Genomic DNA, 11251 nt, shown 5'->3' on the forward strand with positions numbered 1-11251 from the left:
CTCACCCAATTGCATAAGGGCGCGGCGGAACACCTCGCCATCTTCAAGGGCAAGGCGGATGGAGACAGTGCGGGCGGCAGTCATTCGTTGTCCCTCAATCGCCGGGCGCGCGCCTTTGCGCGCTTGGCTCCTCCGCTACGCTCCGGGGCGCTCAATGCGCCCGCGCTCGGACTTCGCCTCGCTCATTCACGATGTCTTTCGGCCAGGGCCTCGCGCATTCCCGCCTCCGCGAACGGCAGCAGCAGGGCCAGCGCTCGTTCGTCGAAGCCTAGGGCACGGCCGTGGGCGAGCAGGCCGGCGATATCGAAACGGGCCGGGTCGGCGCGCATCAGCATCTCCCAGGCTTGCCAGCCTTCGAGGGTATGGGGCTCGTTCAGGTCGGTGGGGCAGCTTCCGTCACCGGCGCAGGGGGCACCGTCGTCGTGGCACTGGCGGCAATATCCCGGCCCGCCGCCGAAGTGCCATCGGCTGCGGGCCTGGAGGCGTTTCCCTCGGCGAGAACCGCCTCATGGGGCGCGGTATAAAGGCCGACGAATGCCTCGGCCACGCCCTGGATCAGCATCAGATCTGCGACATGGGTGTCGGACACCGCAGCCGGAGCGCCTTCGGCCTCCAGCACCCCCTCCCAATCCAGGATGGCGGTGCGGGCCAGTGCCTGGGCGAACAGCAGTTGCGAGAACCCCGCCACCGCATCGTCATCGCGCAAATCGGGCAGGCCGGAGATGTCGCCGCCGACGGATCTGAGGTCGGCGAACTCGCGGGCGACGGCGCGGGCCTTGCGCCAGCCCTTGATGCGGGCGGCCTAATAGGTGGCGGTGGTGAGCGGGCGGACGTGGAGCCGCACGCCGAACGGCAGGTCGAGCCAATACGGCTCCTTGGGCAGGCACAGACGGATCATTCGGTGGCACCCTGTTTCTGTAGATACGAAATCTTTGACAGGACGGGTTTTCGTCCCTACATTAACCCCATGAATACCTGGGACGAGGCGAAGCGGATCAAGACCCTCGCGGAACGCGGGCTGGATTTTGCCGACGCTGAAGAGGTATTCGCGGGAACCCATTACACCCGCCCGGATGACCGGATGGACTATGGGGAACCGCGTCTGATCACCGTCGGCTACCTCGACGGCCGTTTCGTGGTGATGGTCTGGACACCGCGTGGTGGGGCGCGGCGCATCATTTCAATGAGGCATGGTCATGCAGCAGAAGAAGCCAACTGGCGAAAGTACCTGGGTTGACCCCGACGACGCCCCCGAGCTGACCGAGGAATGGTTTGCCTCCGCTGACCTGTATCAGGGAGAGAAGCTGGTCCGGAAGGGTGGGCGGCCGAAATCCCCCAATCCGAAGAAGATGGTCAGCCTGCGCCTCGATCCCCGTGTGCTGGCCTATTTCCGGGCGACGGGGCCGGGGTGGCAGTCGCGCATCGACTCGGCATTGCGCGAATACGTCGAGACCCACCCGCAGTCTCAATAGCCATCGACGTCGTTGACCAGGGTGACGCGCAGCAGGTAGCCGGCGACCGGATCACGGGCGGCACGCCAGTCGTAGCTGGCCTGGATGCCGCCGGGGCCCTTGATCTCCTGCTTTTTCTTGGGCAGGAACACTCGGGGCAGATGGAAGCGCAGGGCATAATCGGTGCCCGGGATGGTGAAGCCGTACTGCATCTCGACCGGGCTTTCCGCGGCGATGGCACTGGTCAGTGTGGTGTCGGTGCCGAAACGCACCTCGACCGAGCCCTCGGCGGTGGCCTCGGTCTCGTCGACGCCGTCGATCAGGCCGTCGGAGCGGATGGTCTCAACCGGCTCGAGGTTGTTGGAGAACGACAGTCGCCCGCCGACCACATTGGCCAGCGGTTGGCCGCCGACCAGGATGCTGCCGCTGCCCTGGCTGAAGCGGCGCAGGGCGAAGCTGGCCGGAGCGGCGTCGATGGTAGCGGCAGCTTCGGTCTCGCCTTGGGCGATCACCGCGATGGTGGCGTTGGCCGGGCCGGAGCGGGCCATGTCGAAGGCGAGGCTGCCCAGCTTGGCGCCCGAGTGGCGGAAGAACTTCGGGACAGCCAGGGTCGGGTGGCCGATCTCCAGGGCCAGGCTCGGCAGCGCGCCGCCCGAGGTGAATGCATGGGTGAAGCCGGTGCCAGCATCGCCGCTGGTGGCGGGGGCGCCGAGCAGTCCCTTCAGCCAGAAGCCGAGGCTGCGCAGATCGAGCGGCACACCGAACTCGCCTTCGTCCTTGACCGCTTCGTAGAACGGGTCCTGGGCGTCGCGCCCCTGGCCCAGCAGCGGGTCGTAACCCAGCGGCCGTTCGGCACCCAGGCTGGTTTCCTTGAAGGACAGCCTGGTGTAGCCGCCGGCCGGCATGGTGCCATAGGCCGCCTCGAAGGCGGCCAGCAGGATGCAGTCGGCGCCGTAGGCGCGCGTCTTCGACATGGGACCGGTTCCTTTGTCTGGATCAGCCGAGCGGCGAGTCGGCGGTGTATTCGAGGACGACGATGACCTTGGCCCCCTTGAGGCCGGCGGCGCCGTCGATCGTCTCGGTGATGAATTCCGGCGGCTCGGGCAATGCCAGATCCACCGTGCCCCCCAGCGTGGGGTCGGCCACTAACCGGGCGCCGATGGCGGCGAGGATGCCGTCCAGCATCCCGTCGCGGTCGTCCGGGGTGGCGCCCTGCACCACCACCTCGATCTCTGCCCGGCGGTTGTGAATGTAGGCGGGCGGGGACAGCAGCATGTCCGGTTCGCCCCCGCTGCCGTCGAACAGGGTGATCAGCCCACCCGTCGGGATCCTGGCCGCCAGCGGCTCGTTGCGGCGAATGCTCGCGCCGGGGATCCCGGCCAGCAGGGCGGCCAGTGCCTTCAGGGCGGTCTCGCGGGGCGAATCAGCCATCGTTCTTCCCCAGCGCCGAGACCAGGGTGGTGACCAGCCGCCGCTCGGCCGCCCCCTTGGCCCGGTTGATGTCGAGGCGTTTGCGCAAGGTCACCTGCGGGTAGAGCAGGAACATGATGGCGGTGGCGGCATTGCGCCCGGTCCTGGACCTGGCGAAGCCACCGCGTTTGCCCGTCCGCGCCCGCATGTCGTCGGCCACCAGCAGCGACGGGCCGCCCCTGCGGTAGACGAAGCGGAGCGGAATGCCGAGCCGCTCCTCGACCAGCCGGGGCGTCGGCCGCTTCTTGCCGATGCGGGCAGGGCAGCCGGGACCGGGCACCGCCAGCCAGAAGCCGTCGGCCGAGCGGATGGTGGCGCCTTCGTCGAAGGCGCGAATGATATGGGGCGCCTTGCTCCACACCAGCCCGGCCGGGCGCAGGGAATCGCCGGAGGCCGGATAGGTCTGCGACCGCCAGGTGTTGGCCAGCCGCGGGCCGAGGCCGGCACCGGTCACTTGGGCGCGCAGGTCCAGCTTCAGCCCGTTGGTGGCATCGCGCATGGCGGAACTGGCGGCCCGTTCGGTCGCCTTCACCTCGTCGGCCATGACGCGGGTGAGATCGCCCCGGATGGCGGCAAGCACCCTCATGCCGGCCTCACAATGATGGTCCACACCAGCCGCTCGGCATCCAGGTGGGGTTCGCCCTGGACGACGAAACTGTCGCCGTCATGGACGATCACGTCCCCTGCCGCCGGACTGACGACCTCTTTCCGCCGGATCTCGAAGATCGCCGTGCTGGTCTGCACGGTGATGTCCGAGAATTCCACTTCGCGGTCGGGCCGCCGCACCAGGGCACGGATGGACCGGCCCTGGTAGCTGACGGTGACCGCCATGTTCGGGTCGGCGAACAGGTCGTCGAGGGCGTCGGCGAAGGCAGTCATGGTCAGTTGCCCGAGAACAGACGCACGGCCAGGCGGGGCCGCTTGTTCACTGGCAGGATGGACGCCTCGGTCTTGACGTCGATGGCGCTGCCGTCCTGACGGGCCAACTGGCGGGCATACATGGGCACGCCCAGAGTGTTGACCGTCTCGATCAGATTGGCCGGGGCGCCATAGGTGACGAAAGTGTCCATGGTGCCCAGCGGAAAGGCGATGCCCTCGCCGGCCGGGATCAAGGTTTCGGTTTGGCCGGTCGAGAGGGTGACAGTGGCGCTGTATTCCTCGAACACCATGCCGGCGAAGGGGAAGCGGCGGCGCACGTCCTCCCGCAGCGGCTGGGCGCCGGCCGACGAGAAGAACTGGTAGGCCGTCTCGACCTTGGCATGGCCGATCAGCTTGTCGAAGAATTCCGGGCTGACCAGGGCCAGCACGCTGGTCATGGTCTCCCCCTTCAACTCGGTCTCCACCTTGCGCAACACATCGCGGATCTTGCCCTGGACATTGGTGGTGGCGGTGCCGAGCGCGAAATCCACCTGCTGGCGGCTCAGGCCGAACTCGGCGAAGTAGTCGTAGAGGGTGGAACCGGCGCCGTCGCGGACGATGCCCTTGAGCGCATTGACCTCCATGAACTCCCGCGTCTGGGCGTGCTTCGAGCGCATGCGGGTCAGCTTGCGCTCCATCACCGTGGCCAGCGGATCGGCGGCATCGGCGACGCCGAAGCCGCGCACGCCCTGGACGTCCTGGGGCGTGATGGAATCGTCGTGCGGAATCCACGGCACCGTGAACGAGCGCATGCTCCGGGCGTCGCGGTTGGCGACGGTGGCAGGGCCACCCAGCGGCACGGTGGGCAGCAGGTTGAGGACGCCCTCGGCCTGCTCGATGATGACGCTGCGCTGGGTCACGCCCTCGAAGCGGAACTGCCCCATCTGGCCGAGCCGGGTGTAGAGGTTGGGCAGGATGTTGATGGCCTGGGTCATCTCGGCAAGCGAATAGCCGCCCGCGTCGAAGGGATTGAGAATCTCGACCATGAAGAGGGACTCCGATCAGACGGTGGCGCGGGCGACAAGGCCCTGGGCAGAGAGCTGGGCGATCTTGGTGGCACGTTTCGCCGCATCGTCGACCGAGGCGTCGAACACCAGGGCACCATCGGCCAGGATGACCGGGCCACGGGCGGCGATCAGGCCAATGGCGGCACCGTCGGTGGCATCCACCGCTTCCAGCAGCACGGCGATGGCCGTTTCCGCGCCTTCATCGCCAATCACCTCGGCGGCGGGCGACAGGCGGAATTCACCGCTGGCGGTGATGCGGCCCAGCACCGCACCCAGGGGGTAGGCGGCACCGGCCTTCAGGGTGACGGTCTCGCGCCCATAGCTGGGATGGCACTCGAATTTCAGCAGGTCACCCAGGGTGGGCGATGCGGTCAACGTCGGCATGGCGGCGGTTCCTTACTTGCGGGAGGCGGCTTCGCGGGCACGCCGGACGATGGGGCTTTCGGTGTCGGCCTTCGGGGTCGCGACCGGCGGAGCGGCGGCGACCACGTCGGTGGCGTCGGACCGCTCGGCCAATTGATCCAGCACCGTGCGGCGCAGGGCCTCGGGACGGATGCCCTTGGCCATGGCCTCGGCGGGGTCGATGGCGACACCCAGGCGGGCTGCCTGGGCCGAGATGGCACTGATCTCGGAATATTCAGCCCGCAGGCGCTGCTCCAGATCCGCGTTGGCCTGGGCGGGCGGCTGCGGCACGGCAGCCAGAGCGGGGACATCCCCTTGGGATTCGGACATCGGGACTTCCTTTCGGGCGGCGATGGGACGGGAAATTGTGGGGCGTGCCAGCACGGCCCCGAGATCGGCCAGGGCGACACGCAGGGTGCCGACCTTGTCGGCCAGCCCGGCGGACACCGCCTGGTCGCCGCGATAAACGGCGGCCTCGGTGGAACGAATGGCCTCGGGGGATTTTCTGCGGCACTTGGCGACCAGATCGACGAACCGGCCATAAAGGGCATCCACGTCGGCCTGGAGAGCAACGCGGGCAGAGTCGGACAGCGGCTGGTGGGGATTGCCGTCCACCTTGCAGGCTCCGGCATGGACGAAGGTCCAGGCCAGCCCGGCCTGGGTGTCGGCCCCGGATTCATCGCGGTGAACCGCCACTACGCCGATGGACCCGACCTCGCCGGTCTGGGTGACGTAGATTCGGTCGGCGGTGCAGGCTATGGCATAGGCGGCCGACAGTGCCGCCTCATCGGCTACCGCCCAGATGGGCTTGCCGCATTGCGCCCGGATGGCCTGGATGTGGTCGACCAGATCGAACAGGCCGCCCACCTCGCCACCGGAGGAGTCCACGTCCAGCAGAATGGCGCGAACGCCGGGATCGGTGGCTGCCGCCTCGATGGCATCGGCGATGTCGCCATAACCGGTCAAGCCGCTGGCGGCGCCGAGATAGCCGGAGCGGGCCACCAGGGTTCCCACCACCGGCACGATGGCGATGCCGTCGGGCGTCACCGCCACATCGGCGGACGGAGCGGGTTCGCCGTCGAAAGAGATGGACTGCCCAGCCAAGCGGGGGCCGAGCGCGCCCAGGATGACGTCCAGCTTGCTGCGGGCGACCAGCAGCGGCGTGCCGTAGAGGCGGGCCGCGATATGGGGGATGTTTGGCATGCGGCTATTGACCTCAAGAGGATTGATGGCCGTGTCGCACCTTGCCTATTGCGGTTGACGGCCGTAAGATGGCTATCTAGATGTCTATTTTCTGAGAGGTGCTCATGCCCCAGGTTTCAATCGCCGATGCGAAGAACCACCTGCCTCGCTTGGTGCAACGGGTTGAGACTGGCGAGGCCGTACACATCACCCGCAGAGGTCGACCGGTGGCGGTTCTGCTGTCCGAAGACGAGTATGGTCGCCTCACCGGCGAGCGGGCCGGGTTCATGGAATTCCTGCGGCGCTGGCGATCAGAGGCGGCGGCAGAGGGCATCGGTTTTGCGGAAGCCGAAGATTTCAAGAACCTCCGTGACAACTCCTTGGGGCGGGAGGTGACGTGGGATTGACCGCCACCTACCTTCTCGACACCAATGTCATTTCGGAGTTGGCTCGGCAGCAACCCGATGCCGGGGTCGAGGCTCAGATTCTGGCCCATGAACGCAACTGCGCCATCGCGGCTCCAACAGTGGAGGAACTGGCGTATGGCGTGGCTCGGCTTCCGGCGTCGCGGAAGCGCGACATGCTGGATCGTTGGCTGGAAGCTGTCGTAGCTCGCTTCATTCTCCTCCCTTACGATCCCCGGTGCGCCCTCTGGCTCGGACGAGAGCGCGCGCGTTTGACGGCAATTGGTAAGCCGGCACCGCGCGCCGATGGCGAGATCGCCTCGATTGCCGTCATCAACGACCTTGTTCTGGTGACGCGCAATGTGGCCGACTTCCGGGATTTCTCCGGCCTGAAACAAGAAAACTGGTTCGGAACATGATCAGGGTGCAGGTTCACCCGAGGGCGGCCTGGTTCCCAGCCTGTTCGGTCGGCACCTGCGGTGACGGATCGGAACCGAAGGTCAGCCCCAGCCGCTGTTCGCGTTCCTGGTCGGCGGCGATCTCGGCATCCACCTGTTCGGCGTCGAAGCCGCGCTCGGCCAGAGCCTGCGTCCTGCTTTTCAGGCCGGCGCCGATCTGCTCGATCTCGGCCTTGGCGTCCTTGAGCGGATCGACCCAGTCCCATTTGGGCGGCAGCCAGGAGCAAGCGATGAAGGCTGCGCGGTTGCGCTCATAGCCGGGAATGTCGAGCGCCCCGGACAGCACCGCCACATCCAGCCAGCGCTGCCACACTTTCCTGCACATCTGGTGGACCATCACCGAGTGCTGCCATGCCTCGACCCGGCGGCGGAACTCCAGCAGCGCCATGCGCGAGTTGGAGTAATTGGCCTTCAGCATGTCGTTGGACAGATAGGCGTAGGGCACCCCGGTGGCGGCGGATATCTGCAGCAGGGTGCGGTACTCGAACGGCTCATACGATCCGCCCACATCGGCGGGGGCCGATGTCTGGATCTGCTCACCCGGTTCCAGCGGCACCACCTGGCCGGGCTGGACCTCGACGATGCGGTCGCCGGAGCCGTCGTCCACCACGTCGATCACGTCGGCGGGGATCCACCTTGACGGTCATGGTGGCGGCAATGTCGGCCAGGTCTTCCGGCACCAAGACGCCGACCTCGTCGCCATTGGCGATGGTGACACCCTCACGGCGGAACCAGCGGGCATCGGCCGAGATCAGGCCGAGATTGGCCTTGGCGTCGTCGAGGCGGATGGCCGCACGAGTCCATCTTGAACCGAGGCGCCAGCGTTTCGATCGCGTCGCTGACCGACAAGGTGCTGCTGGCGGGTGATGGCTGGTGGGCCGAGCCGGACATCGGCGAGTGGCTGTGGGTAGGCGATTACGTCTGGCGCAACGGCGACCGAGCCGGTCGATTGGCCATGGCGGCGGCCAGCGACATCGGCGGCGCGCGATGGGTGGTCCTGGGCGACAACAGCCCGCTGGTGAACCGCCAGCTGATTGCGGACCCGCGCGCGGCAATACGCATCCTAGAGGCGGCGACCCTCTGGCCCGCCTTCCTTGCTGACCTTCTGGTGGTCGGCTTGGCCGCAGTGCTGGTCATCGGAACCATGCCCGTGGTCGCCGTTGCATTGCCGGTGGTGGCGGCGTTCGCCACCGTGATGGTCGATCGACCCAGCCAGGCATGGAAGGACTTCTATCTGGGCGAGTTGGGCTTCGAGGAGCGGAACTTCAACAACGTGGTCGCCGACAATCCGGGCCTGGTCGACGGGCGCCGCCTGATCCGTGTGAAGGTCCCGGTGTCCGGCAAGGTGGCGTTACCGGGTGGCCCGGCGAGCGTGTTCATGCTGGTCGACGGTGCCGCCGAGGTCGGTGGCGTCCGGCTTGACCGCTGCCATCGGCTCGGATCGCTTACGACCGCTGAGGGGCCGTATTTGATGGACGCTCAGGCTTGCCGCGTGACGGGGCAGGTGCGGGTACTGATCGGCACCGAGGAAGCCGCCGCTGCGCTCGCAATCGGTGAGGCCATCATCATCCTCGATACCGCGTTCCTCAGCCAGAAGGCGCCATTGGGCAATGCGGCTTGGCTGCTCAAGGAGATCGGTCGGTGACCGACGCGCCGCGCATCATCGGGATGCTGCCGGGTGGCGTGGAGCAGCGTGAGCCGTGGCCGGGCGAGGTCGACTTTTTCCGGCGCCGTCCCGACGTGACCGGCATGGCGGCCGAGGACGGCAGGGTGGTGCTTTCGCCCTTTTGCCAGCTGATCGAGAGCCAGATGCAACAGCTTTTTCCTCAGATTGGGGAGGGCTGACAGATGTCCGAAGCCACCTTTGATGATTTGCCCGCGCTGGCGCAGCACCTGCGGGAGGAGCTTGAGACGAAGAAGTCCGTTCTGATCTATGCCTATAACAGCACGGGCAAGACTCGGCTTTCGACCGCATTCAAGGACCTCGGCAAGGTGGTGAACGCCGATGGCGAGACGACAGCGCAGGACACCCTCTACTTCAACGCCTTCACCGAAGACCTGTTCTACTGGGACAATGATCTGGCGAACGACCTTGCGCGCGTCCTGAAGATCAATAGTGACTCGCGTTTCTTCGCGGGCTTGGGCGAGTTGGAGATGGATAACCGTATCCGCCCTTTGCTGAACCGCTATGCCGATTTCGGTTTCAGAATCGACACAACGGAATGGGCCGTCAGATTTTCGCGCGTGGTGGAAACGGCTGGCACTACGGCCACGGTCGAGGACATCAAAATTTCCCGCGGCGAAGAGAACATTTTCATCTGGTGCTTCTTCCTGGCAATCGTGCAACTCGCCCTTGATGAGGCCGAGGCTTACAAGTGGGTTAAGTACATCTATATCGACGATCCGATTACCTCGCTGGATGAGAACAACGCGGTGATGGTTGCGCATCACCTTGCCAGTATGCTGAAGGACGCGCCGAGCCGAATTCGGGTTGTTGTATCATCGCATCACGTACTGTTCTTCAACGTGCTCTGCAACGAGATGAAAAGGCCGCGGATGTATTTCCTGACCCGGCAAAAGCAGGTGGGGGGGCAGACTTTCAAGATTCAAGAGACTGACAGCACGCCATTCCTTTACCATCTGGCGTCGCTTGTGGAGATGCATCAGGCGCAGAAATCCGGGGCGCTTTATACGCACCATTTCAACATGTTGCGCCGGGTAATGGAGCAGACCGCCGCATTCTTTGGCTACGCCAAATGGCACGACTGCATCAAGCCAGAAGCCGACGATCCGAACGAGACAATCTACAAGCGGATCATCGACCTGATGAGCCATGGGGACTATTCATTGTACGAACCTCGAGAGATGATGCCAGAGAACAAGGAGCACTTCGGGCGGCTGCTGAAGCAGTTCATAACACTGCATCCATTCAGCCCAGCCTTGTTCCCAGAGGACGCACAGGACAGGCCATGAACGACCAAATCCAAAAGCAACTGGGCAAAACGCTCTGGAACATCGCTGATACGCTTCGCGGGGCGATGAACGCGGACGATTTCCGCGATTACATGCTGTCATTCCTGTTTCTGCGCTATCTCTCGGACAATTACGAGGCGGCGGCGAAGCGCGAACTGGGGCCGGATTACCCCGATCTGTCAGATGACGTATTGGCGCGCTCAGGCGCGAGCACACCCTTGCAGGCGTGGTACGACGACAATCCAAACGACGTGGCCGAGTTCGAAAAACAGATGCGCCGGAAGGTGCATTATGTGATCCAGCCGCCCTATCTGTGGAACAACATCGCCAATCTAGCCCGTAGGCAGAGCGATGAACTGCTGCTGACGCTTTATGATGGCTTCAAGTACATCGAGAACGAGTCTTTTCAGAGCACGTTCGGCGGGCTGTTCTCGGAGATCAATCTTTATTCGGAAAAGCTGGGCAAGACGCAGGCGGACAAGAACAAGAAGCTCTGTTCGATTATCGCCGAGATCGCCCGAGGCCTGGCCGAGTTCTCGTCCGAGGTGGATCATCTGGGCGATGCCTATGAATACCTGATCGGCGAATTCGCCGCCGGTTCCGGCAAAAAGGCGGGCGAATTTTACACGCCGCAGCAAATTTCCGACATCCTGTCGACGATCGTGACCCTGGACAGCCAAGAACCCGCCACGGGCCAGAAAGAGCGTCTGGCCAGTGTTCTCGATTTCGCCTGCGGATCGGGTTCGCTTCTTCTCAACGTTCGCAGGCGGATGGGACCGCACGGCATCGGTAAGATCTTCGGTCAGGAAAGCAATATCACGACCTACAACCTAGCCCGCATGAACATGCTGCTGCATGGGGTGAAGGACACCGAGTTCGAAATCTTCCACGGCGATACCCTAGCCAATGATACCGGCGAACCTACGAAATGACCTGCTGGACCCAGGGCTGATAGCAGAGGCTTTTGACCCTGTCGCTGTCGGCGA

18 protein-coding genes are annotated in these 11251 nt (G+C 65.0%); 8 read left to right on the forward strand and 10 right to left on the reverse strand.

Going from position 1 to position 11251, the window contains the following annotated elements; genetic code table 11:
* Nucleotides 1–182: 182 nt before the first annotated feature.
* Entirely contained in the window at nt 183–329 is a 147-nt protein-coding gene (locus A6A05_RS21055; RefSeq protein WP_156521137.1) for a DUF7697 family protein, read from the reverse strand.
* Nucleotides 330–373: 44 nt separating this feature from the next.
* Complete coding sequence (locus A6A05_RS21975) at nt 374–688, reverse strand: hypothetical protein (protein WP_245644363.1); 315 nt, start codon at nt 686–688, stop codon at nt 374–376.
* On the opposite strand from A6A05_RS21975, the gene A6A05_RS21980 reads away from it, so the two are divergent.
* Both A6A05_RS21980 and A6A05_RS18170 read left to right on the forward strand, forming a co-directional pair.
* Nucleotides 671–1237: a BrnT family toxin gene (locus A6A05_RS21980; RefSeq protein ID WP_245644364.1), complete on the forward strand. Its 567-nt coding sequence runs from the start codon at nt 671–673 to the stop codon at nt 1235–1237. The genes A6A05_RS21975 and A6A05_RS21980 overlap by 18 nt on opposite strands.
* On the forward strand, nt 1197–1472 hold the full coding sequence (locus A6A05_RS18170; RefSeq protein ID WP_068504342.1) for a BrnA antitoxin family protein: 276 nt from the start codon (nt 1197–1199) through the stop codon (nt 1470–1472). Before A6A05_RS21980 ends, A6A05_RS18170 begins: the two co-directional genes overlap by 41 nt.
* Here A6A05_RS18170 and A6A05_RS18175 read toward each other — a convergent pair.
* From A6A05_RS18175 to A6A05_RS18205, 7 genes are read right to left on the reverse strand one after another with little or no spacing between them, the layout of a single operon-like run.
* Complete coding sequence (locus A6A05_RS18175) at nt 1466–2425, reverse strand: phage tail tube protein (RefSeq protein WP_068504317.1); 960 nt, start codon at nt 2423–2425, stop codon at nt 1466–1468. The two genes, A6A05_RS18170 and A6A05_RS18175, sit on opposite strands and share 7 nt — an antisense overlap.
* Nucleotides 2426–2447: 22 nt before the next feature.
* The gene (locus A6A05_RS18180; RefSeq protein WP_068504319.1) at nt 2448–2882 is read right to left on the reverse strand and encodes a hypothetical protein; all 435 of its coding nucleotides are present in this window, start codon (nt 2880–2882) and stop codon (nt 2448–2450) included.
* The gene (locus A6A05_RS18185; protein WP_068504321.1) at nt 2875–3507 is read right to left on the reverse strand and encodes a DUF6441 family protein; all 633 of its coding nucleotides are present in this window, start codon (nt 3505–3507) and stop codon (nt 2875–2877) included. The genes A6A05_RS18180 and A6A05_RS18185 overlap by 8 nt, the downstream gene beginning before the upstream one ends.
* Entirely contained in the window at nt 3504–3800 is a 297-nt protein-coding gene (locus tag A6A05_RS18190; protein ID WP_068504323.1) for a head-tail joining protein, read from the reverse strand. The genes A6A05_RS18185 and A6A05_RS18190 overlap by 4 nt, the downstream gene beginning before the upstream one ends.
* A 2-nt stretch (nt 3801–3802) precedes the next feature.
* Nucleotides 3803–4825 carry a major capsid protein gene (locus A6A05_RS18195; protein ID WP_068504325.1) on the reverse strand — a complete coding sequence of 341 codons (1023 nt, stop codon included), beginning with the start codon at nt 4823–4825 and terminating at the stop codon, nt 3803–3805.
* Between the two features lie 15 nt (nt 4826–4840).
* Nucleotides 4841–5230 (reverse strand): head decoration protein, encoded by a 390-nt coding sequence (locus A6A05_RS18200; RefSeq protein WP_068504327.1) that lies wholly within the window; start codon nt 5228–5230, stop codon nt 4841–4843.
* 12 nt (nt 5231–5242) lie between these two features.
* Nucleotides 5243–6451 carry a S49 family peptidase gene (locus A6A05_RS18205; RefSeq protein WP_068504329.1) on the reverse strand — a complete coding sequence of 403 codons (1209 nt, stop codon included), beginning with the start codon at nt 6449–6451 and terminating at the stop codon, nt 5243–5245.
* Nucleotides 6452–6555: 104 nt separating this feature from the next.
* On the opposite strand from A6A05_RS18205, the gene A6A05_RS18210 reads away from it, so the two are divergent.
* Nucleotides 6556–6837: a type II toxin-antitoxin system Phd/YefM family antitoxin gene (locus tag A6A05_RS18210; RefSeq protein WP_068504331.1), complete on the forward strand. Its 282-nt coding sequence runs from the start codon at nt 6556–6558 to the stop codon at nt 6835–6837.
* Entirely contained in the window at nt 6834–7253 is a 420-nt protein-coding gene (locus tag A6A05_RS18215) for a type II toxin-antitoxin system VapC family toxin (protein WP_068504343.1), read from the forward strand. Before A6A05_RS18210 ends, A6A05_RS18215 begins: the two co-directional genes overlap by 4 nt.
* 13 nt (nt 7254–7266) lie before the next feature.
* On the opposite strand, the gene A6A05_RS18220 is transcribed toward A6A05_RS18215, so the two are convergent.
* A complete protein-coding gene (locus tag A6A05_RS18220; protein ID WP_245644365.1) occupies nt 7267–7911 on the reverse strand; it encodes a phage portal protein in 645 nt (214 codons plus the stop codon).
* A gap of 186 nt (nt 7912–8097) precedes the next feature.
* Between A6A05_RS18220 and A6A05_RS18225 the strand changes: the two genes are divergently transcribed.
* The 4 genes from A6A05_RS18225 to A6A05_RS18240 are packed head-to-tail and all read left to right on the forward strand — an operon-like array spanning nt 8098 to nt 11197.
* Nucleotides 8098–8937, forward strand: a complete 840-nt coding sequence (locus A6A05_RS18225; RefSeq protein WP_068504333.1) for a hypothetical protein — start codon at nt 8098–8100, stop codon at nt 8935–8937.
* Entirely contained in the window at nt 8934–9137 is a 204-nt protein-coding gene (locus A6A05_RS18230) for a hypothetical protein (protein ID WP_068504337.1), read from the forward strand. Before A6A05_RS18225 ends, A6A05_RS18230 begins: the two co-directional genes overlap by 4 nt.
* 3 nt (nt 9138–9140) lie before the next feature.
* Nucleotides 9141–10265, forward strand: a complete 1125-nt coding sequence (locus A6A05_RS18235; protein WP_068504340.1) for an AAA family ATPase — start codon at nt 9141–9143, stop codon at nt 10263–10265.
* On the forward strand, nt 10262–11197 hold the full coding sequence (locus A6A05_RS18240; RefSeq protein WP_245644366.1) for an N-6 DNA methylase: 936 nt from the start codon (nt 10262–10264) through the stop codon (nt 11195–11197). The genes A6A05_RS18235 and A6A05_RS18240 overlap by 4 nt, the downstream gene beginning before the upstream one ends.
* The last annotated feature ends 54 nt before the right edge of the window (nt 11198–11251 follow it).

Source organism: Magnetospirillum moscoviense, from assembly GCF_001650635.1.
Lineage (GTDB): Bacteria > Pseudomonadota > Alphaproteobacteria > Rhodospirillales > Magnetospirillaceae > Magnetospirillum > Magnetospirillum moscoviense.